The following is a 22,894-nucleotide window of genomic DNA, read 5'->3' on the forward strand; positions in this document are numbered from 1 at the left end:
TCAGCCGTCGATGAAGGAGTCAGTGGGCTCCTCGTCGTCCCCGCGGCCCCGGTTGAGCACCAGCCATCCGACCGACACCACCACTCCGGCCCCCACCAGCAGCCCGAAGACGAGCAGGACGACGCCGGGGGTGCCCCCGCCGCTGGAACCGGCTGGCGGGGCAGGGCTCATCGAGGGTGTCACGGGAGTCGCGGCGATCGTTGGTGTCGAAGGTGTGGCGCTGGGCGTGGGCGGTGCAGAAGTGGAGGGTGCTCGCTTGGGACTGGGAGCAGGTGTGGTCGTGGCCCGGGGTAGCACGATCGCCTTGGGCACCGTGATCCGAAGCCACGTCTCGCTCGCCGCGTATTCCGGGGTGCCTGCGAATCTGACCACCACCTTCATCACCTCGGGGGCATCCATCGGGGCCAGCAGCACGAGGGACCAGCGGCCAGCGGTGTCGGTGGACGAGATCAGACCCACCGGCCGCCCTCCCATGGACGCGCTGAGCTCGGCCTGAGGAACAGGCGATCCCGAGCTGGCGCGCAGCTTCCCGGTGAGCTCGACGGTGGTGCCGCGTGGGGCGACGACGGTGGGCAGGTCAGCGGTGAGGCGGGTGGCCTGCACCGGCAGCGGCTGGATGACCGCGGGCACGTCCCCCTCGGCCGGGGGATCATCGGCCAGGGCGGGCGGTGAGGTGGTCATGGCCACGGCCGCGCAGAGACAGAGGGTCCACCACAGCCGACGGGACAGCCGCTGTGGCCAGCGTGCCGCGGCGGCGTCGGGCTCCCGGGTCGAGCACGCGGAAGCGCCCTCAGGTCGTGCCCACACCACGCTCGTCCCTTCGCTCGGATTGCCACACGATAGCCACCACCACACCCCTGAGGGGGTGGATTCCTCCCCAGTCGCTTGGTTTTCCTGAGAAAATGTTGGAAAATACTCAGGTGGCCCGGAGGTGAGAGACCGGGCAATCCCCCCCGATCTCGACCCAGAGGACGCGATGAAGAAGGCAGAATCTGCCGCCCCGCGCCGCGGCATGGCCGTCGATGAGGGTTCGCGGAACTCCAGGGATCGGGCCCCGGGCACCGTCCCTGCCCGTCATGCGCAACTCGATCTCTCCCTCACCTCTGGGCTGGCCATCCCCTCGTCGCGGAGGCACGGCGTGTCGGCTGCTGCCGTGGCGATCGCGGCCCTGGCCGCCGCGTCGCTGACGGCCTTCGCCAGCGGTCCACCGCGCATCGAGGCGGCAGTCCCGCCCCCGTCCTGGGCATCGAGCCAGTCGGCTGCCACGACCACCGCTCTGCCAGCCCGCCAGACCGACCAGGTCGACCGCTCCAATCGGCGCGCTCCCCTGATCGGTTCGAGCGAGGTCGCCCGGACGAGCGCCACCGCCTCCTCGACGAGTCCCGCTCCCAGCCCCACCCGGGCCAAGGTGAAGGTGACCCAGCCCACGAAGAAGCCCTCTGCGGCAAGCCAGCCTGGCTACCCCCGGGCTCTGTGGAGGGTCACCGGCACGCGCTTCGCCACCACTGGCCTGAACCTCAGGACGATCCCCGTGGCCGGGTCGCCGGTGGTGACGGTCGTCGGGGCCGGACAAGCGCTCAAGGTCACCGACGCCACCTTCGGGTCCTTCCGGCAGGTCAGCTGGAACGGCCGGCCCGTGTGGGTCAGCAAGGCCCATCTCGCATCGTCCAAGCCGGTGGTCACGTCCTCCTCGACGAGCGACAGGTCCGCGACGCCGACCGGCTCCTGCTCCAAGCAGATGCCCGCTGGGGTCACTGCGGCAGCCAGGACGGTGGCATGGGAGGCCTGCGCCCGGTTCCCGGCGATCTCGTCCTTCGGTGGTTACCGTGCAGGTGACAGCGGAGCCCACGGGTCGGGCAGGGCCGTCGACATGATGATCAGCGGCGATCCGGGCTGGCAGGTCGCCTTCTGGGCGCGTGCGAACGCCGGTCGCCTCGGCATCACCGAGGTGATCTACGCCCAGAAGATCTGGACGGCGCAACGCTCGTCCGATGGATGGCGCCCCATGTCTGACCGCGGCGGGACCACGGCGAACCACTACGACCACGTGCACGTGACGGTGGGCTGAACCACACCTCCGGGGTGCCCGTCGGGGCGGCCCGAGCCATGCAGCGCGCTGCTGTGCCCCCGGCGGAGTTCCCCCGGGCACAGGGCGCGTTGCAAGGAGCCGGTGTCTAGGCTGTGGCCCATGACTGCTCCGGTTGATCCCACCACCACCCAGGCCTGGCAGAAGCTGGCCGACCTCGCCGATGACTTCACGCCCGACCTGCGCGGGTGGTTCGCCGGGGACGCCGACCGCGCCGATCGCTTCACCCTTGACGCCGGCGACCTGCACGTCGACCTGTCGAAGAACTGGATCAGCGACGAGGTCCGCGACCAGTTGCTGGCGCTGGCTGACGAGGTCGGTCTGGCCGGACGACGCGCCGCGATGGTCGCCGGGGAACACATCAACAGCACCGAGGACCGCGCCGTCCTGCACACCGCACTGCGGTTGCCCCGTGACGCCGCCCTCACCGTCGACGGGCAGGACGTCGTCGCGGACGTGCACGCCACCCTCGACAAGGTCTACGCGTTCGCCGACCAGGTTCGCTCGGGCGAATGGGTCGGGGTCACGGGCAAGCGCATCGAGACGGTCGTCAACATCGGGATCGGTGGCTCCGACCTGGGCCCGGTGATGGTCTACGAGGCACTGCTGCCGTACAAGCAGGAGGGACTGGCCTGCCGCTTCGTGTCGAACATCGACCCGACCGACATCGCCGAGAAGACTTCCGACCTCGACCCCGAGACCACCCTGTTCATCGTCTGCTCGAAGACCTTCACCACCCTCGAGACGCTCACGAATGCGAGGCTCGCCAAGGCCTGGCTCCTCGGTCGACTCGAGTCCGCAGGCCTCATCGAGGGATCGGACGAGGCCCGTGCCGAGGCGGTCGCCAAGCATTTCGTGGCGGTCTCGACCGCCCTCGACAAGGTGGCCGACTTCGGGATCGACCCCGCCAACGCCTTCGGGTTCTGGGACTGGGTGGGAGGCCGTTACTCGGTCGACTCGGCGGTTGGCACCGCCGTGGCCGTGGCCATCGGCAAGGAGAACTTCGCCGACTTCCTCGCCGGCTTCCACGCCATGGACGAGCACTTCCTCACGGCCGAGCCCGCGAAGAACGTGCCGCTGCTGATGGGGCTGCTGAACGTCTGGTACGTCAACTTCCACGGAGCGGCCAGCCATGCCGTGCTGCCCTATGCGCAGTACCTGCACCGTTTCCCCGCCTACCTGCAGCAACTCACCATGGAGTCGAACGGGAAGTCGGTGCGCTGGGACGGGTCCGAGGTCACCACCGACACGGGGGAGGTGTTCTGGGGGGAGCCCGGCACCAACGGGCAGCACGCCTTCTACCAGCTGATCCACCAGGGCACCCGGCTGATCCCGGCCGACTTCATCGCCGTCGCCAACCCGGCCCACGCACTGCGGGACGGTGACGCCGACGTGCACGAGCTGTTCCTGTCGAACTTCTTCGCCCAGACGGCTGCACTTGCCTTCGGCAAGACCGCCGACGAGGTGCGGGCCGAGGGCACCGCCGAGGCGATCGTGCCGGCCAGGGTGTTCGAGGGCAATCGTCCGACCACCTCGATCATGGCCTCCGCACTCACCCCCTCGGTGGTGGGCCAGTTGATCGCCCTCTACGAGCACATCACGTTCACGCAGGGCATCGTGTGGGGCATCGACTCCTTCGACCAGTGGGGGGTGGAGCTGGGCAAGAAGCTGGCGCTGCAGATCGCACCCGCCGTGTCGGGCGACGACCAGGCCCTCTCGCACCAGGACGGGTCCACCCAGTCCTTGGTCCGCTGGTACCGGGCCGAGCGACGCCACTGACCGAACGAGCCGCCCCGGGCGGCGGGTCAGGCATCGGCGACCCGCCCCATGGGCTGGACCTGTCTGCAGCATGTGCACCTGAAACGGCCATCGCATCCCATTGGGGCTGCGATGGCCGTTTCGGGTGCGGGTGCTGCACGTCCTCTGCGATCCCTCAGTCGGACGAGGTCTCGATCACCCGCCGCAGGAGTGCCCCCAACTGCTGGCGCTCCTGCGGAGTGAGGCCCCGAAGGTGTGCCTCGTGACTCTCCCGGCGGGCGCGTTGGCCGGTGGCGAGCACCTCTCGTCCGCGGTCGGTGAGCAGCACCCGGACGGCCCGGCGGTCGGTGGGATCGGGCTCGCGCAGCACCAACCCCATCAGCTCGAGTGAGTCGACCACTTCGGTGGCCGAGCGCGGATTGATCCGCAGTTCTTGGGCCACCACCCCCACCCGGGGACTCTCGGCCTGGTCGATGGCGACGAGCGCCCGGAACTCATGAGGAGAAACCCCGACCGGCTCCAACGCCTCGAGCCAGCGGCGGCGCATGCCTCGCGTGGCCCGCATCAGCAGACCGCCGAGGTCGTCCGGCTGTTCGATCACCCAGCCATCATAGCGACCATTGACCCCATGCCACAATGTGAGGTAACCTCATAATTACATCGGCTAAGTGGGACCCCCGTGCGAGTGGACCACGAGAGCCGACCCTGCAACGAAAGGAGGCATCCATGACTGCGATGCCACCCCCCGAAGGACGAGGCGGAGGTGGGGGCTGGAGCCCCCGCAGGATCGATCCGGCCGACCGACGCCAACTGGCCGAGTCGCCGGTCTCGCTGCGTCGGATCGCCCGTCTCTTCTCGCCGTGGAAAGGGCAGGTGGTGGTCGTGATGGTGCTGCTGGTGGGGGCCTCGCTGCTGGGCATCGTGCCTCCTTTCCTGACCCGCGAGATCATCGACCGAGCGCTGCCCTCGCGCGATGTCCACCTGCTGGTGGCCTGCACCGTCGGCATGGTGGCGGTGGCGGCACTGGCGGCAATCTTCAACGTGCTGCAGACCTGGTTGTCGACCGTCATCGGGCAGAAGATCATGCACCGGCTCAGGGCCGATGTGTTCAGCCACCTGCAACGCCAGTCCGTGGGCTTCTTCACCCGTACCCGCGCCGGCGAGGTGCAGTCGCGCATCACCAATGACATCGGTGGAATGCAGTCCGTCGTCACCGACACGGTCACCTCGGTGGCCTCCAACCTGACCACTGTCATCGCCATGGCCGCGGCGATGGTGATGCTCGACTGGCGGCTGTCACTGGTCTCGCTGGTGGTGCTGCCGCTGGCCGTGTTCTTCTCCCGCCAGGTGGCGATGCTCCGACGTGAGATCACCTCCCGGCAACAGCGCACGCTGGCCGACCTGCTCAGTCAGGTGGGTGAGGGGCTCTCGGTCTCGGGCATCCGGCTGACCAAGACCATGGGGGCGCAACGGCAGGTGACCGACCACTTCGTCGACACCTCGCGCCAACTGATCGACCTCGAGGTGCGCTCCCAGCTCGCCGGACGCTGGCGGATGGCCACGATGAGCATCGTCTTCGCCGCCATTCCCGCGGTGCTGTACCTGGCCGCCGGTCTGCCGGGGGTGCGCAACGGCATCACCATCGGCACGTTGGTGGCGTTCATCGCGATCCAGGGCGGCATCTTCCGCCCCGTGATGGGGCTGCTCAACACGGGGGTGTCGGTGGTCTCGTCCATGGCCCTCTTCAGCCGCATCTTCGGCTACCTCGACCTGCCCGTCGAGGTGGACGACCCGGCCGACCCGGTCGAGCTCGACCTGGCCGCCGTGCGTGGCGAGTTGGGCTTCGACAAGGTCAGTTACCACTATCCGGGGGCCCAGGACCCTGCCGTCGATGACGTCTCGCTGGAGGTGCCGGCGGGTTCGTCCCTGGCCCTGACCGGTGAGACGGGATCGGGCAAGAGCACGCTCGCCTCACTGGTGGCTCGGCTCGCCGACCCCACTTCGGGGCGGATCACCATCGACGGCGTCGACATCCGTCGGCTGAGGTTGTCCGACCTCGCCCAGATCGTCGGCGTGGTCAGCCAGGAGACCTATCTGTTCCACGCCACCATCCGCGAGAACCTGCTGTTCGCCAAGACCTCCGCGACGGACGATGAGCTGTGGCAGGCGCTCAGGGCGGCGCAGATATCGAGCCTCATCGAGTCGCTGCCCCAGGGACTCGACACGATCGTGGGGGAGCGAGGGCAGCGGTTCTCGGGGGGCGAGCAGCAACGCCTGGCGATTGCCCGGGTCGTGCTGCGCAACCCGCGCATCATCGTACTGGACGAGGCCACCTCGGCCCTCGACAACGACACCGAACGTGAGGTGCAACGGGCTCTCGACGCGCTCGCCGTCGGACGGACCTCGGTCACCATCGCGCACCGGCTGTCGACCGTTCGGGACGCCGACCAGATCGCTGTGCTCGACCATGGGCGGGTGATCGAGATCGGACCCCATGACGACCTGGTGCTCGCGGGCGGACGCTATGCCAGCCTCGCCCGGGTGCCGCTGGTCGCCTGACCCCGTCCCGCCCAAACTGCCCCAGCCCAACCCGCCTACTCTTCCTTCCTGGACGGTTTGGTGTCCTCAGTCGGAGCCGAACAGGTCCCTCGTGTAGACCTTGTCGGCCACGTCCGCCAGGGCGTCGGACTGCCGGTTGGCGACGATGACGTCTGCCGTCCGCTTGAACTCCTCGAGGTCGTTCACCACCCGGGAGTGGAAGAACTCGGCCTCCTCCAGCGCCGGCTCATAGACGATCACCTCGACGCCCTTGGCCTTGATCCGCTTCATGATCCCCTGGATGGACGATGACCGGAAGTTGTCGGAGCCCGCCTTCATGGTGAGGCGATGGATGCCGACCACCTTCGGGTTGCGGGCGAGGATGTCGCGGGCGATGAAGTCCTTGCGGGTGCTGTTGGAGTCGACGATCGCCTGGATCAGGGTCTGTGGCACGTCCGAGTAGTTGGCCAGCAACTGCTTGGTGTCCTTGGGCAGGCAGTAGCCGCCGTAGCCGAAGCTCGGGTTGTTGTAGTGCGAACCGATGCGGGGGTCGAGCCCGACCCCGCCGATGATCTGACGGGTGTCGAGCCCGTGCGTCGCTGCGTAGGTGTCGAGTTCGTTGAAGTACGAGACCCGCATGGCCAGGTAGGTGTTGGCGAACAACTTGATGGCCTCAGCCTCGGTCGAACCGGTCAGCAGCACGGGGATGTCGTCGTCCTCGGCTCCTTCGACCAGCAGGTCGGCGAACCTGCGGGCAGCCTCCGTCTGGGATCCCACCACGATCCGCGACGGGTGTAGGTTGTCGTGGAGTGCGCGCCCCTCGCGCAGGAACTCGGGTGAGAAGAAGATGCTGTGCCCGGGGTGCTGCTCGCGCAGCGACGCGGTGTAGCCCACCGGGATGGTCGACTTGATGACGATGGACGCCTCCGGGGCCAGCTCCACCGCTTGGCCGACGACCGCGTCGACGGTGCTGGTGTTGAAGAAGTTGCGGTCGGGGTCGTAGTCGGTCGGGGTTGCCACCACGATGTAGTCGGCGCCCCGGTAGGCATCGGACGGATCGGTGGTCGCCCGCAGGTTGAGCTGCCGACTGGCCAGGTGGTGCTCCAACTCGTCATCGGCCACCGTGGAGCGGCGGCGGTTGACCAGCTCGACGCGCTCGGGGTTGATGTCGACGGCCACCACCTCGTGATGTTCGGCCAGCAACACGGCCAGCGACATTCCGACATAGCCCAGACCCGCCACGGCAATCTTCATGGCGTCACCCTATCGGCGCTCCTGCACCGGCCCAGGAACGACCCCGCTCAGCGCAGCCCTGACAGGTCGTGGCTGACCTGCTCGACCACGCCAGGCAGGCGCGACGCCAATGTCGGCTCAGACACGAGCCACGGCAGGGTCTCAACCGCGACCACGATGCGGGTGGTGAGGAACTCCCTCCAGTGGTCGTCGGCCTCACCACCCACCTCGGCGGCCGCGCACCATCGCTCGAACAGGGAGCGTTCCGCCTCCCCAACCAGGCCCGACACCTCCCGCAGCAGCGTCGCCGGGTCGGTGAACCGCGCCCGGGGGAAGCAGGTCTCCAGGTCGACCATCACCAATTCTCCCTGTGAGGTTCGTCCGATGTGCTGAAGGGCGAATTCGCCATGGCTCAGCGCCCGCGGGAACCCCGCGAGGGCGGTCCCGGCCGTTCGGTAGGCCAGAAGCCAAGCGGCTGGGTCCACCGCGAACCCCTCCTCGGTGAGGGCACCCAGAGTGCGGGCAACCATCCCCTCGAACACTGTCTGGTCCATCCCCGGCTGGTGGGGGAAGACGCTCTGGTCGACATCGGTGACCCGGGCCAGGCTGGCCGACAGCTCGAGCACGGAGTCGACCTCCGCGCTCGAGCCTGGAGTCATGGACGCGGCATCGGGTCCGGTCCGGGGCAGGTGCTCCAGCACCATCACCTCGGCCTCGTCCCGCTCGACGACGCCCAACAGCTTCGGGAGCGGGACCCGGCCGGCCAGCGCACGGTGTCGGTTGGCCTCCCGGCGCAGCCGGTCCGCGGTTCTCTTGACGAAGACCGAACGGCGCTGGCCGTCCAACGAGAGGACGCTGATGACGGCGGTGTTGCCGCCGCCGGTCAGCGGGCCACGCCGTCCCACGGTCACGTCGAGTCGTTCACCCTCCTGGGGTGACATCCAGGGCAGGTCGGCCGGGACGAGACCGAAGGGAAGTGTCGTGGTCACCAGATGTCCGCCCTCCCAGAACGTCGCCCCAGAACCCCGAACCAGAACCCCCGGCCCGAGGACCCCCGCCCCAGGAACCCTGCCCCAGAACCCGGGATCCCGGCCTCAGAATCCCGCAGTCACCGGGTCGGCGCCCTGGCGGAACCCGCGATCCAGGCCGTTCAGCACCGCCATCTGGTCGTCGGACAACTCGAAGTCGAACACGTCGAAGTTCTCGGAGATGCGGGTAGGTGTCACCGACTTCGGGAAGACGACCAGGCCCTGCTGCAGGTGCCAGCGCAGCACCACCTGCGCGGGGGTCTTGCCGACGGCCTCCGCGAGCGCAGTCACCTCGGGCAGGGTGATGTCGCCCGGCTGCGACTGGGTGCCGAGCGGCGTGTAGACCTCGGTGGTGATGCCCCGCGAGGTGTTCAGCTCACGCAGTTCGCGCTGCTGGAAGGTGGGGTGCACCTCGATCTGGTTCACGCTGGGGGTGGTGCCCTGCAACTTGTCGAGGTGCTGCTGCACGAAGTTCGAGACGCCGATCGAGCGCACGAGCCCTTCGGCCTTGAACTGCTGCATCGAGTCCCAGGCCTCGATGTAGGCGTCGCCGTACTTGACGGTCGCCGGCCAGTGGATGAGGTACAGGTCGAGGTGGTCGAGGCCCAGCTTCTCGAGCGAGGTCTCGATGGCGCGACGGGCATCGTCGGCCTTGTGGTCGCTGTTCCACAACTTGGTGGTCACGAAGAGCTCTTCGCGTGCGATGCCCGACTCTGCGATCGCCTTGCCGACGCCGTCCTCGTTGCCGTAGGCGGCGGCGGTGTCGAGGTGGCGGTAGCCGGCCTCGAGAGCGGTCGCGACGGCGGGCACGATCTCGTCGGCACCGACCTGCCACACGCCGAACCCGAGCTGCGGGATCACGACGCCGTCGTTCAGGGTGATGCTGGGAACGTTCGTGGGAACACTCATGGAGGAGAAGTCCTTCAACTGGAGGCCAATGGTCGCCATCGACCCTACCGACGCCGGAGCGTTCACCCCCAGCCCCGAAGGGGTGCACGTCGCCCATTTCGCGCGTGGAAGAATGACCCCCATGTCGCATGAGCCCGCTGCCCTCGTCGCCCCGGAGGAATCCCTCGTCACCATCCTGACCTCACGATTCGCCGCCGCCGTCGGGTCCGACCCGGAGCTGCGACCGGCCAGCAAGCCCCAGTTCGGCCACTTCCAGTGCAACGTGGCGATGCGGCTGGCCAAGCAGCAAGGACGAAACCCGCGCGAGGTGGCCGCCGACATCATCGCCGCCGCACAGGTGGACGACCTCTGTGAGCCGCTCGAGATCGCCGGACCGGGCTTCATCAACATCCGGCTGAAGCCCTCGGTCCTGGCCGCCGAGGCGGCCCGGGTGCTCGCCGACCCCCACGCCGGTGTCGCTGCCGCGAGCAACCGGCAACGGGTGGTGATCGACTACTCCGCCCCCAACGTGGCCAAGCAGATGCATGTCGGCCACCTTCGCACCACGATCATCGGCGACTGCTTCAACCGGGTGCTGACCGCCGTTGGCCACACCGTCATCCCGCAGAACCACATCGGCGACTGGGGCACCCAGTTCGGCATGTTGATCGAACAGATCCTGGACGAGGGTCTCGACGCCTCGACGCTCACCCTCGCTGACGCGGATGCGCTCTACAAGCGTGCCGCCGCCCACTTCAAGGACGACGTCGAGTTCGCCACCCGGGCCCGTGCCCGAGTTTCGATCTTCCAGGGCGGTGACGAGCAGTCTTTGGCCATCTGGCGGCAGCTGATCGAGGTGTCGAAGCAGGGATTCAACCAGGCCTACGAGCGTCTCAACGTGAAGCTGGTCGACGCCGACCTGGCGGGCGAGTCCACCTACAACGATGATCTGCCGGTGCTCGTCCGCGAACTGGAGGAGTCCGGTGTCGCTGTGGTCGACCAGGGCGCCCTGTGTGTCTTCGTCGAGGGCATCGAGGCACCGCTCATCGTCCGCAAGTCGGACGGGGGCTACGGCTACGCCACCACCGACCTGGCCGCGATCCGCCGCCGGGTGAACCACCTGCACGCCGACCGCATCATCTATGTCACCGACGCCCGGCAGGGAGGTCACTTCGCCCAGGTCTTCGCCGCCGCCCGCAAGGCCGGCTTCCTGCCCGACGGCGTCGAGGTCGAGCACGTCGGCTACGGCATGGTGCTCGGCGACGACAACAAACCACTGAAGTCGCGGGACGGGTCGGCGGCGAAGCTGGTCGACCTGCTCGATGCCGCCGAGGAGGTGTCGGCCCCGTCCATCGCGCTCGCGGCGATCAAGTACGCCGACCTGTCGTCCGGCCTGCAGAAGGACTACGTCTTCGACCCGGCCCGTATGACCCAGACCACCGGCAACACTGGCCCCTACCTGCAGTACGCCCACGCCCGCTGCCAACAGATCCTGCGACGGGCCGAGGCCGAACAGTTGCCGGTCGGTCCGTTGACCCTCACCGAGGAGGTCGCCGAGCAGACCCTGGCCCTGATGCTGTCCAGGTTTGGCGACGTGGTGGCCGAGGTGGCCGAGACCTTGCAGCCCCACAAACTCTGCACCCACCTGTACGAGACGGCGGTGGCGTACGCGACCTTCTACGAGCAGTGCCCGGTGCTGCGCAGCGAGGGCGAGGTGCGTGCCTCGCGGTTGGCGCTGTGCGAGGCGACCGCCAAGGTTCTGGCGGCCGGACTCGACCTGCTGGGGATCGAGGCTCCCGACCGGATGTGACGGTCGAGGGCCCCCGCGTCAAAGAAGCACGCGTCAAGGAGGCCTGCGTCAAGGGCCCACGATCGGGCGCGTGGCGGAGCCAGCGCCCGACCATGGGCGAGCCGGTGGCTCAGTCCTCGTCGACGACCCTGTTCTCGGCGTGCGGCAGCACCGGTGCGGTGTCGGGATGCTCCACCCGCTGCTGGGCGAGCGTGGCCGCCCCGATGATGCCCGCCTTGTTGCGCAACACGGCCGGGATCATGGGGGTGCGCAGCTTGAGCAGGGGAATGAACTTCTCATGGTCCTTCGAGACCCCGCCGCCGACGACGAACAGGTCGGGCCACATGAGCGCCTCGACGACCTCGTAGTAACGCTGCAGGCGCTCGGTGGCCCACTTGCGGTACGAGAGGCCCTCCTTGTCCTTGATGGACGCCGCGGCGCGCGACTCGGCATCGTGGCCGTCGATCTCGAGGTGGCCGAACTCGGAGTTCGGGATGAGGATGCCGTTGTTGATGATGGCCGAGCCGATGCCCGTGCCCTGGGTGGTGAGGATGACCAGACCCTGCACGCCCTTGGCGGCACCGTGGTGCACCTCAGCGACGCCGGCGGCGTCGGCGTCGTTGACGACGGTGATCGGACGACCCAACCGCTCGGCGAAGAAGGTCTCGGCCTCGAGTCCCTTCCAGTCCTGGTGCAGGTTGGCGATCATCGGGATGTGGCCGTGCACGACCGGGGCGGGCACGGTGAGTCCGATCGGTGCGTCGCCGATCTGGTCGGCGAAGTGATCGACGATCTGCGCCACCACGTCGGCCACATTGCCCGGGGTCGATTTGGCCGGTGTGTCGATGCGCAGGCGGTCGGCGGCGAAGTCGCCGGTCTCGAGGTCGACGGGCGCGCCCTTGATGCCCGAACCACCGATGTCAATGCCAAGAACGATGCTCATGGGCTCAGCCTAGGGGGTGGGTGTCGAGGTCGACCGGTGCGGGCCGCGTGTCGCTCGCGGCAGGTCGGCGGACGGACCACCGAGCCCTCATGACGCGCTGTTCCGGCTGGCGGCCACGGCGTGCCCGATGACCCCAGGAGGCGTGCCGTCCGAGCAGCGGAAGCGGGGCCGCGGTGGGGCTCGGAACTCGCTCAAACGCTCATTCAGCCGAGAGGAAACCTGAAGTTTTCACCCATCAAGCAGAAAACCTTTGCATTTGAAGGAAACACCCGTAACCCTGTTACGGAGGGCATCGATCGGGATGCGATCACTGTCCTCATGACTGTCGCTGGGGGGCGGCAGACAGGGCTGGGTCCGCGCAGGACCCGACCGGTCGGGATGCTGGGTCAAACAGTGTCCTGGAGGTCAGAGCAGCGCGGACCCACCCTGAAAAACTCTCAGCGAACGCCCGAGCCACTGTCGGTTCCACACCGGTCACGTTGAGAGCCACCACATGACCACTGATCTGAACCGAGAACCCGCTCAGTCCGAGCCGCCTCTCGAGTGGCCCCTGCTGCACTGCCCACGACTGGGCACGGGCGGGCGCCACCAGGCTGATGCGACGGTTCAGTCGTCCGGACCGGTCGGCCACCACCTGCGGGTTGACGGCCCAGCCGCGCTGGCGCCAGTCGAGAGGGTGCAGCCACCGGGCGCGCGGGGGCAACGCCTGCCACTGCAGTGAGCCCAGGTCTATGCCTGGCCAGACGGCCGACAGGGCCGCCTCGACCTCGGCCCACGAGCCGACGGGGAGCAGGACCGTGCTTCCCCCCTCGTCGGCGTCGTCGCCGCGATACCCCAACACGGTGAACCGCACCCGCCACCAGCCGAATCGTCGCCACAGCCATGACTGGGTCAGCTCGAACCCCTGTACGCGCTCGACGGGCACGGTCTGGCTGACGGTGTCGGTGAGGCCACGAGCCACCCTGACCACGCCCCGCGCAGGCGCGTGGAGGCGGTAGTCCCACTCCTTCACCACCCGGTTGACCACCAGCGCTCCCAGCCCCCAGACGGCGGGCACCAGGAGCCCGGCCAGCACGAACTGTCGGGTCAGGATCGATGGCAGGAGTGCGACCAGTGCGAACACGATCGAGCCGAGGAACTCACCACTGGTCACCACAGCTGCCACCAAACGTGCCGGCGGCACGCTCACCACCACGTCGTCGGACCGGAACAGGGCACCCCGCTGCTGCGGCACGGCACGAGCGTCGTCGGTGCGAACGGAGGTCGCTGCCCCGGCCATGGGGGTGCCGCCCCGACCGGCGTCCCGGACGAGAGCCGCGCGCCGTGCCAGTTCGTCCCTGACGCGTTCGGCCCTGGCCCGCCCCAGGTACTCCAACTTGTGCGGGGCGCCGCTGCCGACGTCGATGCGCAGGCTGCACACCCCGACCAGTCGCGCGGCAAGCGGCGAGACGATGTCGATCGACTGCACCTTGGAGTAGTTGATGACCGTCGAGGTGTTCCAGATGAAACGGGTGGCGAGGCGCAGCGCGTCGTCGTCCAGTCGGAAGGTGGTGGCACGCCAGCTCGCTAACCCGAGCAGCACGGAGCCGACCATGGCGGCCAGCAGGATCCACACCCACCAGGTGACGTGGTCGACGTCGAAGCGGCCCCCGTTCTCGAGCCATGAGCGACCCACGAAGAAGACGATGGCCAACAGCCCCACCCACCCCTTCACGAAGGGGGTCAGGGGGTGGAGCCGTTCGGGTGGTAGTTGGTTCACAGACCCATCCCGCGGGCCTCGGCGGCTGCGGTGAGACGGTCGCGCAGCTCACTGGCGGCCTCGGCTGACAGTCCGGGAATGGTGGCGTCGGACTGGTCGGCGGCCGTCACCAGCTGCACGGTGGCCAGTCCGAAGGCCCGCTCCACCGGACCGGAGCTGATGTTCACCGCCTGCATACGGCCGTAGGGGATGATCGACAGCGACCGCCAGAACAGGCCGTGGGTGAGGTACAGGTCGTCGTCCCTCTCGGCATAGCCCCAGCTGGCAACCCATCGCGCGATGCGCATGAACCGCCACACCATCACTCCCGCCAGGGCCACGCCGGCGAGGGCGGCAACCCACCAGGGCGCCCAGATCGCCGACGGCACCACGGCCAGCACGATCAGCACACCCCACGTGGCCAGGACCATCCGCCTCTTCAGGCGCAGGAAGTTCGGCGAGAGGCGCTGCCAGGTCTCGCGCGGTGGGGCGAACAACTCGTCCATGCTCGCGACCCTATCCAGTCGCAGCCTGAACCGGGTGGTGGGGTCAGTGGTGCCGCATGGCCCGGCGGTGGGCCTTCCGTAGTGTCTTGGCGAAGGAGGTGTGGTCGGGGCCCATCACCTTGATGTCACCCAGCACGACCACGCCGGTGATGGTGATGGTCGGGCCTTCGCCTGGCTTGGGGCGGGTGCCCATGACCTTGGAGTCGCCCAGGATGTTGGTGACCCGATCGATCACCTGCACGCCGGCGGGAACGATCAGCTTGAGGTCGCCCAACCCGATCATCACCTCGATCTCGACGTGAGGACTCTCCATCACCCCTTGGGTGAGGTCGATGATGGCGTCGCCGAGCCCCACGAGCACGCTGGTCTTGCGATGCATCCGCCAACCCGGCGCGCTCCGGCGTGCCGTACCGAGCAGCCCGAACAGGTTGTCGGTGTCGGGTGACTGGTGCGAGGGGTCGACCACCACCAGTGCGTCGACGTCGGCCGGACGCGGTGAGGGCAGGGGACTGGAGTACTCCTTGACGGGGGCGCTCGGCATCAGGTCGGCGGTCACCGGAGCCAGGTCGTTGAACGTCTTGGCCATCAGCACGGCAGTGCTGCGCTCGTCGAACTCCTCACGGGTGATCCGCCCCTCGGCGTACGCCGTGGTGAGCACGGTCGTCACCAGTTCGCGGTCCCCGTCGGAGATGCGCAGGTGCCCCCCGGGAAGCACCTCGAGGGGCTGCTGGCCCATCGCGTCGGGATCGTTCGTGGGGGAGTTCGGCGCCGTCATGGCGCCCACGGTAGGCCGCTCGGCGGCTGCTGGCGAGACCGTGGGGCGAGGTTCCGGGAGGGTTCGGGGTCGCCCCCGATCCGCCCTGGCGCGGGAGCGGATCACCTCCAGCTGTGCCGGTGGGTCAGCGGGGCTGCAGGGCTTCGAGGATCGCTGCTGAGGCGGCGTCCGGCGTCCACTGCATGGGTTGTCCGGCGGAGTCCGTCCAAGTGAGGGCGGTTGTGGAGCTGGGCATCGCACGAACCCAGATCAGCTCACCGTTGGTCCGCAGCAGCGCGAGCACCACTCGTCCGGTGTTGACCCCGGGTGCCGTGGTCTGGGGGGCGGAGGGTGCGGTGGACCCCGAGGGGGACGAATGCGTGGCCAGGTCGTCGAGCAGGGTTTGCGCGTCCGTGGGCTTCAGTACCAGTCCAGCCACCCTCGAGCCGTCGTCCTGGGTGACCTTCGACAGGTCACAGAAGCGAACCTGGGTGACGTCCTGCAGGCGGACGGGCATCAGCGTCTGCCAGCTGTCCCACGCGCACAGTTTCTGTGGTGGTGCCACGACCGTGGGCGTCCACCCCGGGGCCGAGCGCTGCTCGGTCATCAGCCGGACGAACGTGGTGACGGCCCGGGGCTGCGGATGACACGCGCCAGCTGGCATTCGCAACTTCACGGCGGTGCCATCGGGGTACACGGCCACGAAGGACTCGTCCTGGGGGTTGGCCAGGCAGGGTTCGATGCCACCACCGGTGCTGGCGAGGAACTCATCGAGGTGGGTGTCCAGGGGCTCCGCGGGACCGAAGCGCCAATTCGAGCAGAACCAGACCTTGGTCGCTCCGCTGGGCAGCCCCGACGCTGGGGCGAGGGAGGCGGGCAGCGAGCAGGCCGGCACCGTTCCCTCGCTGGGGATCGTGGGCGACGCAGGGGGAACAGGGGTGATGGCCGATGGGGTCGTGGGAGTGGACGCCTGCGCGATGGCAACCCGGCTGGCCTCGTCCGGCGACCAGGAACGCTGGGCGCCGTCGAGGCTGAAGGTCCAGACCCCGCTGCTGAGACTGAAGGTGAGCACCAGCATCTCCCCATTGGCCTGCAGCAGCTGCATCGTCGGGCCGTCTGCGATGATCCCGTCGCCGGCGGATCGGTGATGGTGCCGGAGGTCGGCGAGCAGTGCCGGCAACGAAGAGCTTGCCACCTCCTTCGCGGTAGGTGTGGGGTAGCCCTCGCAGACCACCGCGCCGGTGATCCACTCCAGTCTCGCCGGGATGGTCGAGCCGTGGGCGGCGCACGGTTGGGACGACTCGGCGGGCGGCGCCTGGTTGCCGAACATCGAGGTGCGCTGTGCAGTGAGGGCGTCGATGGTGCGAGTGCGCATCGCCTCGAATCCTCCGCGTCCGCCGATGGTGCCGCAGCCGGCCCGCATGCCAGCCACCATCCGGGTGGTGCCGTCGGCGTAGGTGAGCAGGGCAGCGCCCGGGATCGACCAGTCTGCCGTGCATGCCGCGTCGCGCGGCAGCTTGGGCAGCGCGTTGAAGGCGGTCACCCACGCGTCGAGCCCCCGGGTGAGGGGTTCGGGTGGGGGGTACTCACTCAACATGGCGTCGCCGCCCCCGGTGCACCACCGCAGCGAGACAGCTCCCAGGGGCAGGGTGATGGTGGTGCCGTCGACGTAGTCCGACGCCTCGCGCGGACACGGGGCAGCGACGGGGCCGGTCGATCCTGCAGGCAGGGGAGTGGCTGGGATGCGGCCGTCGGCGTTCTGGCCGTCACCGATGCCTGGCAGGTACTGGGTGGCGAGTACGGCGGCGAGGGCCACGACCGCTGCCGCTGCGGCGCTGGCAGCCACGTTGCGGGTGCGGCGGCGGGCTCGTCCGGTGGTGGCCGCTCGGGCAGCCCAGTCGTCGGTCGACGGTGGACGAGGGGTGAGGCCGTGCAGGCGGTCGCGGAAACTGGTCATGGTTGCTCCATGGGGTCGGTGGGCAGCACGGCCCGGTCGGCTTCGGCGAGGTGGGGGGAGCGGCGCAGGTTGGCCAGGGCGCGGTGCGCGTGCTGCTTCACGGTCCCGACGCTGACACCCAGCAGGTCAGCCGTCTGCGCCTCGGTGAGGTCGTCGTAGTAGCGCAGGACGATCACGGCTCGCTGCTGGCGGGGAAGTCCAGCCAAGGCGCGGGCGAGGTCACCCTCGTCGGACGAGGCCAACGGAACCTCGGGCCTGAGGTCGGCGGTGTCATCGAGTTCACGGGTGCGCTCACGCCAGGTTCCGCGACGCCACCAGCCCAGGTGGGCGTTGAAGATGGCCTTGCGCACGTAGGCCTCGTAGTTGTCGTCGGCGGTGTTGAGGCGGTCGAACTTCGACCAGCACCGGGCCAACGCGTCCTGCACGAGGTCCTCGGCTCGTTGGCGGTCACCGGTGAGCAGCCAGGCCGACCTCCACAGCGCCGGACCGCGGAGTTGCACGAACTCGTCGAAGCTCGACCAGTCCCGGCCCGTACGGGTCTGCACCATGGTGGTCATTCTCCCCCCCTCACCCGGTAGAAGTCGGGTGGATGCCAAAGGGTTGACCCGCGCGGCGGCCGTGATCAAATCGTGACGTCGTTGGCTGGGGCGGGCGATCTGGGGAGTTTGGCCGGGTGAAGAAGTGCGCCCATTACGCGCAGCAGCCCTTGGTTTTCTGAGCACGTGCTGTGGGGCGACGGGAACCGGAAATATCCCAGGCGTTTTTGGGACTCCCTCTTGCGCTCGATCAATGGTGTCGTGCAATGATTCATTCTGCGCACAGGTGCGGTTAATGGGGACCGCGGCGCACCGTTTGAGTTGGGGGACTCCGTGACAAAACTTCGCAATGCCCTGCGCCGCTGTGCGGTCGCTGGATCTGCCGCCGCTCTGCTGCTGGTGGCACCGCTGGGCGCACATGCCGACAACGCTGTCATCGACGGTGACGGGATCACCACGGTCAACGGCGTCAGCTCGATCGATCTGGGATCGGTGTGCGTGGGTGCCACCGGCACCAAGAACGTCGGGATAGCGGCCGAGCGCAACGGCACCAAAGACGGCAACTCGCAGATCTGGGCCAACAGCGCCCTGCTGACCGCCAAGACGACCTCTCCCGGCGCGAGCGTCGACCCGAACCATGGTTCGATCAAGCTGCCGGAGAAGTGGCTCACCATCGGGAACAACGCGACCAGTGACGTTGCCGTGGTCACGGTGTCCGCCACGCCCGCGAGTGCGGGGTCGCTGACCGGCACCGTGACCATCGCGCTGGTTGGCGCGTCATCAGTGGGTGGGACCACCACCCGGACCGCGGACCTCACCTGGACCGCCACCGGCGTGGACTGCGCTCCCGCGAAGGACACGACTCCACCCACCATCACCCTGGTCAGCAGGACACCCGTCGCCAACGCCCAGGGCTGGAACAACAGCCCCGTGACGGTGACCTGGTCGTGTGAGGATGCGGGAGGCGTTGTCGCGCCCACCGCCAGCCAGACGCTCTCGTCCGAGGGAGCCAACCAGTCGGCCACGGGAATCTGTACCGATGCGGCCGGCAACACGGCCTCCGACACGGTGAGCGGCATCAACATCGACCTGACCGCTCCGACCATCGGTGGGAGCCGCTCGCCGGCGGCGAATGGCAACGGTTGGAACAACGGCGCCGTGACCGTGACATGGACGTGCTCGGACAGCCTGAGCGGTGCCCTCAACGACACCGTGACCAAGGTGCTCAGCGCTGAAGGCGCGGGCCAGTCGGAGACCGCGACCTGTGCGGACAAGGCGGGCAACACCGCTGATGACACGGTGGGTGGCATCAACATCGACCTGACGGCGCCCAGCCTCAACATCAGCGGTCCCGCATCCGCCACCTCGATCGACCTCTGCACCGCCGGGGCCTTGGATCGTCCGTCGTTCGCCCCTTCGGATGCACTGTCGGGTCTGGCCACCTCGAACGACTCGTGGTCACAGCCCACCACCGGCTCGGGTGTCGGCAGCTACACCTACAGCGCCTGGGCCACCGACAAGGCCGACAACAGCACCGCCGAGTCGCGCAACTACACCGTCAGGTACGGAGCAGCGTTCGGTGGTTTCTCCCAGCCGATCAATGCCGATGGCACAAGCCGCTTCAAGCTGGGCAGCACCATCCCGGTGAAGTTCCAGCTCACCTGCAACGGAACGCCGATCTCGACCGCGGTGGCCAAGCTCAACGTGAGATTCGGCGCTGGCACCACTGATGGCGGCGTCAACGAGGCCATCTCGACCTCTGCCGCCACGTCGGGCAACCTGTTCCGATTCAGCGACTCGCAGTACATCTTCAACCTGAGCACGAAGGCCGGGTACACCAACCCGGGCAGCAGCACCACCACCGCCTTCACTGCTGGAAAGTGGACGTTGACGGTTGCCTTGGATGACGGCACCACCCGCTCGGTCGTCGTCGAGCTCGTCAAGTAGTTCATCGGCGGGGTCACCTGCTTGGGTCATCCCGCTCGCTCTTTCGCCAAGGGCCCGGCCATTCGGCCGGGCCCTTTGGTGTGCCCGAGGCGAGTTCTTCTGGTGTGACGAATCACACAACGCTGCTTGTGGAATGCACGGCGCAGCAGCGGAGTCAACCCCCTTTTGGGGTGCATCGACGCGTGGCCGTCACTTGCGAGGGTGGACGAGCCGTGCGTGCGCAGCCGCTTGCGGCGCTAGTCGTGGCTCTGCGGCTGAACGAGTATCGTGAGCAGTGACGCATGAGGATGAGTTCCTGACCGCATTGTTTCGGCCGTCGGCCCAGCCGGCAGCGACGAGCGCACGGCCACGGTGGTGAGGGTTGATCGGAGTAGGAAATGCAGCGACTGCGTCCAGGTTTGGTGCTCTCGGAGCGCTACCGACTGGTCCGTCACGTGGCGTCGGGAGGCATGGGTCAGGTCTGGGAGGCGCTGGACGACACCTTGGGCCGTCGAGTGGCGCTCAAGATCATGCATCCGAACAGCCCGGACGAGGCCGTCCTCGCCGACCGTTTTCGCGACGAGGCCAGGTTTGCCGCCCAGCTGTCGCACCCCAACATCGTGACCATCCATGACTTCGTCGACTTCGAAGGTCTCTCGTACCTGGTGATGGAGTTCGTCGACGGCCCCACGCTCTCGCGGGTGTTGTCGCTCGGCCCGATGGGGCCGGAGGCGGTGCGTACCGTACTCGCCGAGCTGGCCTCAGCCCTCGTCCAGGCCCACGAGGCGGGCATCATCCACCGAGACATCAAGCCGGCCAACGTCCTGATGGCCGAGGGGGGCGCCAAGCTGACCGACTTCGGCATCGCTCGCCCCGTCGGCGGGGAGTCGCGGACCATGACGGGCCAGGTGCTCGGAACGGCGCACTACCTCAGCCCCGAACAGGCGCTCGGGCAGACGGTCAGCACCGCGACCGACATCTACAGCCTGGGTGTGCTCGCGCACGAGATGCTGACCGCCTCCAAGCCCTTCGACAAGGGAACTCCGATCGCCACGGCGCTCTCGCACGTGCAGGACCCGCCACCTCCGGTGCCCCCGGGCACCCCGGCAGACCTGGAGGCGACGATCACGGCGTGCCTGGAGAAGGAGCCGGGGGACCGCCCGACGGCTGCAGCCCTGTGCGTCCTGCTCGAGGCTCAGTCGGCCCCGGTGGACGACCGGGAGCCGGTCGACCCTGAGGCGACTGTCGCCATGGCCGTGCTGCCACGCCGCATGGCCGCCAGCTGACACCTCTGGCCCCACGCAAGGGTTGCGCGAGCGCAAAAGCTGTGGGGATACTGTGCCGTGGAGCATCCCGAGCTGAGCAGCCGACCGGCACAGGTCGAGGCCGTGATGAGGGCCGCCGATGTGCTGTTGCGGGTTGCGGCCCGATCGGTCATCGAGGTGGAGGATCGAGTCACCTCCCCCCAGCTGCGGGTGTTGGTGCTGATCGCCCTCCACGGTCCGCAGAATCTCGGTGCGGTGGCGCGCGAACTGGGCGTGCACGCGTCCAATGCCACACGAACCTGCGATCGCCTGGTCGCGGCTGATCTGTTGAGCCGCCGGCAGGAACCGACTGACCGCCGCTACCTCAAGCTCGACCTGACCGCCCAGGGTCGGGCCCTGGTCGATTCGGTGCTCGGGCACCGCCGCACGGCCATCGCCGACGTGATCGAACGCATCCCCTCCCCGGAGCAGGAGTCGGTTGCTCGTGCCATGCAGGTGTTCGCCGATGCAGGCGGTGGGGAAGGGTCCGAGGACGGCCGGTTCGCACTCGGCCCGGCACGCTGATTCAGCGAAGCTCTGCCCAGGCGAACCCAAGTGCCGTGGCGGCATTCGCCGCAGCCGCAGTTCGGCGCGCCGGATCGGCCGTCGCCACCACGATCATGCTGATGGCGTGCAGGACGTCCACGATCCCTCCCAGCCGGCGCACACCATGCCCTCCGACCGCCCCGACTGCGGCCTGGACGACGTGGCGTGCCCCCAGCACTCGCAGCGCCGTCCGCCCCCGCGCGTCGTCCGTGGGGAGCAGTCGACCCTCGAGGAGCCGAGGGGCCGCAAGCTCGGCCAGCCCGTACCCGAGCCGCAGCGCGTCCTGTGCTCTCATCGTGATCCCTTGCGGGAGAGGATTCGGGCCGTGATGGACACTCCCAGCAGGGCCCCGGCCGCCGCGACCATCGCCCCATGGTGCTGGGAGCCCCAGAGCTGGTGGCTGCGCGAGGTCGACCGCGCGTCGAAGATGCCGTGGGTGCCGAAGTCGCGTTCGGAGTCCGCCGGTTCCCACAGGTTGGCGGGTTGGTCGGCCGGCTTCGGGTCGGGGGCCTGCTGGGACGAGAACCCGGTCTTCGCCAGGTACCGGTCGAGCAGGCCGGGCACCACGGCGTTGGCGATCAGGGTGGCCGCGGTGCTCCCGCCCACCCAGTACTCGCGCCGCTGGGGATGGGCCGCGGCGAACAGCACCGCGTCGGCGGCCACTTCGGGCTGGTAGATCGGCGGCACGGGCTGGGCCTGCCGTGGCAGCCGCGACAGCACCCACGAGAACTGGGGTGTGTTCACCGCGGGCATCTGCACCATGGTCGTGTGGATGCGGCTGTGCTCGTGCATCAACTCGGTGCGCAGTGATTCGTTGAACCCCTGGATCGCGTGCTTCGCGCCGCAGTAGGCCGACTGCAACGGGATGCCCCGGTAGGCGAGGGCTGAGCCGACCTGCACGATGGTTCCCCGGTCGCGCGGCCGCATGTGGGAGAGGGCCGCCATGGTGCCGTAGACGTAACCGAGGTAACTCACCTCGGTGACACGCTTGAACTCCTCGGGGGTGATCTGGTCGAACCGCGAGAACACGGAGGTGAAGGCGACATTCACCCACACGTCGATCGGACCAAGCTCGTTCTCGACCCGGTCGGCGGCGGCCTGGACGGCCGCATGATCGGCCATGTCGACCGGGATCGCCACGGCGCGTCCGCCCGCTCGCTCGACGTCGGCAGCCGCCCCGGCCAGGCCTGCCTCCCCACGAGCGAGCAGGACGACGGTGGCCCCCTGCCTGCCGAACGCGACGGCGGTCGCGCGACCGATTCCCCCGGTCGACCCGGTCACGACGATGATGCGCTGATCAGTGCCCATCTGGACTGCTCCTTCGGTTGTCAGCTGGTGGTCGTCGACCGCTGCGCACGAATCGC

Annotated in this window: 19 protein-coding genes and 1 pseudogene; 7 read left to right on the forward strand and 13 right to left on the reverse strand. The window is 68.5% G+C overall.

The genetic code is table 11. The features are described from left to right. Entirely contained in the window at positions 1 to 807 is an 807-nt protein-coding gene (locus H507_RS0103265; RefSeq protein ID WP_169512676.1) for a hypothetical protein, read from the reverse strand. A 169-nt stretch (positions 808 to 976) separates the two neighbouring features. Here H507_RS0103265 and H507_RS17140 point away from each other — a divergent pair, with 169 nt between their 5' ends. Then, complete coding sequence (locus tag H507_RS17140) at positions 977 to 2,068, forward strand: VldE C-terminal domain-containing protein (RefSeq protein ID WP_157438867.1); 1,092 nt, start codon at positions 977 to 979, stop codon at positions 2,066 to 2,068. Between the two features lie 120 nt (positions 2,069 to 2,188). Beyond that, complete coding sequence (gene pgi / locus H507_RS0103275) at positions 2,189 to 3,865, forward strand: glucose-6-phosphate isomerase (protein WP_022909298.1); 1,677 nt, start codon at positions 2,189 to 2,191, stop codon at positions 3,863 to 3,865. Between the two features lie 154 nt (positions 3,866 to 4,019). Here pgi and H507_RS0103280 read toward each other — a convergent pair whose 3' ends face one another. Then, complete coding sequence (locus tag H507_RS0103280) at positions 4,020 to 4,445, reverse strand: MarR family winged helix-turn-helix transcriptional regulator (RefSeq protein ID WP_022909299.1); 426 nt, start codon at positions 4,443 to 4,445, stop codon at positions 4,020 to 4,022. Positions 4,446 to 4,570: 125 nt separating this feature from the next. Between H507_RS0103280 and H507_RS0103285 the strand changes: the two genes are divergently transcribed. After that, positions 4,571 to 6,403, forward strand: a complete 1,833-nt coding sequence (locus tag H507_RS0103285) for an ABC transporter ATP-binding protein (protein ID WP_026377705.1) — start codon at positions 4,571 to 4,573, stop codon at positions 6,401 to 6,403. 66 nt (positions 6,404 to 6,469) lie between these two features. Here H507_RS0103285 and H507_RS0103290 read toward each other — a convergent pair whose 3' ends face one another. The 3 genes from H507_RS0103290 to H507_RS0103300 form a co-directional block, all read right to left on the reverse strand. Further along, the gene (locus tag H507_RS0103290; protein ID WP_022909301.1) at positions 6,470 to 7,636 is read right to left on the reverse strand and encodes a nucleotide sugar dehydrogenase; all 1,167 of its coding nucleotides are present in this window, start codon (positions 7,634 to 7,636) and stop codon (positions 6,470 to 6,472) included. A gap of 47 nt (positions 7,637 to 7,683) precedes the next feature. Beyond that, positions 7,684 to 8,604, reverse strand: a complete 921-nt coding sequence (locus H507_RS0103295; protein ID WP_022909302.1) for a protein kinase family protein — start codon at positions 8,602 to 8,604, stop codon at positions 7,684 to 7,686. 105 nt (positions 8,605 to 8,709) lie between these two features. Further along, complete coding sequence (locus H507_RS0103300) at positions 8,710 to 9,552, reverse strand: aldo/keto reductase (protein WP_026377706.1); 843 nt, start codon at positions 9,550 to 9,552, stop codon at positions 8,710 to 8,712. 121 nt (positions 9,553 to 9,673) lie between these two features. Here H507_RS0103300 and argS point away from each other — a divergent pair, with 121 nt between their 5' ends. Next, positions 9,674 to 11,341, forward strand: coding sequence for an arginine--tRNA ligase (gene argS, locus H507_RS0103305; RefSeq protein WP_022909304.1), 1,668 nt, complete (start codon positions 9,674 to 9,676; stop codon positions 11,339 to 11,341). Between the two features lie 109 nt (positions 11,342 to 11,450). On the opposite strand, the pseudogene ppgK reads toward argS, so the two are convergent. The 6 genes and pseudogenes from ppgK to H507_RS0103335 all read right to left on the reverse strand — a co-directional run bounded on the left by ppgK (position 11,451) and on the right by H507_RS0103335 (position 17,766). After that, a pseudogene (gene ppgK / locus H507_RS0103310) lies at positions 11,451 to 12,343 on the reverse strand (polyphosphate--glucose phosphotransferase). Positions 12,344 to 12,579: 236 nt separating this feature from the next. Next, the gene (locus H507_RS0103315; RefSeq protein ID WP_022909306.1) at positions 12,580 to 14,022 is read right to left on the reverse strand and encodes a PH domain-containing protein; all 1,443 of its coding nucleotides are present in this window, start codon (positions 14,020 to 14,022) and stop codon (positions 12,580 to 12,582) included. After that, positions 14,019 to 14,507 (reverse strand): PH domain-containing protein, encoded by a 489-nt coding sequence (locus H507_RS0103320; RefSeq protein WP_022909307.1) that lies wholly within the window; start codon positions 14,505 to 14,507, stop codon positions 14,019 to 14,021. Before H507_RS0103320 ends, H507_RS0103315 begins: the two co-directional genes overlap by 4 nt. A 43-nt stretch (positions 14,508 to 14,550) precedes the next feature. Continuing rightward, the gene (locus tag H507_RS0103325; protein WP_022909308.1) at positions 14,551 to 15,282 is read right to left on the reverse strand and encodes a DUF1707 SHOCT-like domain-containing protein; all 732 of its coding nucleotides are present in this window, start codon (positions 15,280 to 15,282) and stop codon (positions 14,551 to 14,553) included. Positions 15,283 to 15,406: 124 nt separating this feature from the next. Next, positions 15,407 to 17,218 (reverse strand): hypothetical protein, encoded by a 1,812-nt coding sequence (locus tag H507_RS17600; RefSeq protein WP_022909309.1) that lies wholly within the window; start codon positions 17,216 to 17,218, stop codon positions 15,407 to 15,409. Beyond that, positions 17,215 to 17,766 (reverse strand): SigE family RNA polymerase sigma factor, encoded by a 552-nt coding sequence (locus H507_RS0103335; RefSeq protein ID WP_040437725.1) that lies wholly within the window; start codon positions 17,764 to 17,766, stop codon positions 17,215 to 17,217. Before H507_RS0103335 ends, H507_RS17600 begins: the two co-directional genes overlap by 4 nt. A gap of 321 nt (positions 17,767 to 18,087) precedes the next feature. Between H507_RS0103335 and H507_RS0103340 the strand changes: the two genes are divergently transcribed. The 3 genes from H507_RS0103340 to H507_RS0103350 all read left to right on the forward strand — a co-directional run bounded on the left by H507_RS0103340 (position 18,088) and on the right by H507_RS0103350 (position 21,509). Next, positions 18,088 to 19,701 carry a PxKF domain-containing protein gene (locus H507_RS0103340; RefSeq protein ID WP_157438868.1) on the forward strand — a complete coding sequence of 538 codons (1,614 nt, stop codon included), beginning with the start codon at positions 18,088 to 18,090 and terminating at the stop codon, positions 19,699 to 19,701. Between the two features lie 377 nt (positions 19,702 to 20,078). Further along, the gene (locus H507_RS14425) at positions 20,079 to 20,966 is read left to right on the forward strand and encodes a serine/threonine-protein kinase (RefSeq protein WP_022909312.1); all 888 of its coding nucleotides are present in this window, start codon (positions 20,079 to 20,081) and stop codon (positions 20,964 to 20,966) included. A 57-nt stretch (positions 20,967 to 21,023) separates the two neighbouring features. Further along, a complete protein-coding gene (locus H507_RS0103350; RefSeq protein ID WP_022909313.1) occupies positions 21,024 to 21,509 on the forward strand; it encodes a MarR family winged helix-turn-helix transcriptional regulator in 486 nt (161 codons plus the stop codon). A gap of 1 nt (position 21,510) precedes the next feature. Here H507_RS0103350 and H507_RS14430 read toward each other — a convergent pair whose 3' ends face one another. Together H507_RS14430 and H507_RS0103360 are read right to left on the reverse strand one after the other, a co-directional pair. Beyond that, complete coding sequence (locus H507_RS14430; RefSeq protein ID WP_022909314.1) at positions 21,511 to 21,825, reverse strand: hypothetical protein; 315 nt, start codon at positions 21,823 to 21,825, stop codon at positions 21,511 to 21,513. Beyond that, entirely contained in the window at positions 21,822 to 22,838 is a 1,017-nt protein-coding gene (locus H507_RS0103360) for an SDR family oxidoreductase (protein WP_022909315.1), read from the reverse strand. The genes H507_RS14430 and H507_RS0103360 overlap by 4 nt, the downstream gene beginning before the upstream one ends. Positions 22,839 to 22,894: the final 56 nt, after the last annotated feature.

Source organism: Aestuariimicrobium kwangyangense DSM 21549, assembly GCF_000421525.1.
GTDB classification, from domain to species: Bacteria; Actinomycetota; Actinomycetes; order Propionibacteriales; family Propionibacteriaceae; genus Aestuariimicrobium; species Aestuariimicrobium kwangyangense.

Coding starts and splice junctions, on each gene's coding strand:
- H507_RS17140 (WP_157438867.1), top strand. CDS start 977: ATGAAGAAGGCAGAATCTGCCGCCCCGCGCCGCGGCATGGCCGTCGAT.
- pgi (WP_022909298.1), top strand. CDS start 2,189: ATGACTGCTCCGGTTGATCCCACCACCACCCAGGCCTGGCAGAAGCTG.
- H507_RS0103285 (WP_026377705.1), top strand. CDS start 4,571: ATGACTGCGATGCCACCCCCCGAAGGACGAGGCGGAGGTGGGGGCTGG.
- H507_RS0103290 (WP_022909301.1), bottom strand. CDS start 7,636: ATGAAGATTGCCGTGGCGGGTCTGGGCTATGTCGGAATGTCGCTGGCC.
- H507_RS0103300 (WP_026377706.1), bottom strand. CDS start 9,552: ATGAGTGTTCCCACGAACGTTCCCAGCATCACCCTGAACGACGGCGTC.
- argS (WP_022909304.1), top strand. CDS start 9,674: ATGTCGCATGAGCCCGCTGCCCTCGTCGCCCCGGAGGAATCCCTCGTC.
- H507_RS0103320 (WP_022909307.1), bottom strand. CDS start 14,507: ATGGACGAGTTGTTCGCCCCACCGCGCGAGACCTGGCAGCGCCTCTCG.
- H507_RS0103325 (WP_022909308.1), bottom strand. CDS start 15,282: ATGACGGCGCCGAACTCCCCCACGAACGATCCCGACGCGATGGGCCAG.
- H507_RS17600 (WP_022909309.1), bottom strand. CDS start 17,218: ATGACCAGTTTCCGCGACCGCCTGCACGGCCTCACCCCTCGTCCACCG.
- H507_RS0103335 (WP_040437725.1), bottom strand. CDS start 17,766: ATGGTGCAGACCCGTACGGGCCGGGACTGGTCGAGCTTCGACGAGTTC.
- H507_RS14425 (WP_022909312.1), top strand. CDS start 20,079: ATGCAGCGACTGCGTCCAGGTTTGGTGCTCTCGGAGCGCTACCGACTG.
- H507_RS14430 (WP_022909314.1), bottom strand. CDS start 21,825: ATGAGAGCACAGGACGCGCTGCGGCTCGGGTACGGGCTGGCCGAGCTT.
- H507_RS0103360 (WP_022909315.1), bottom strand. CDS start 22,838: ATGGGCACTGATCAGCGCATCATCGTCGTGACCGGGTCGACCGGGGGA.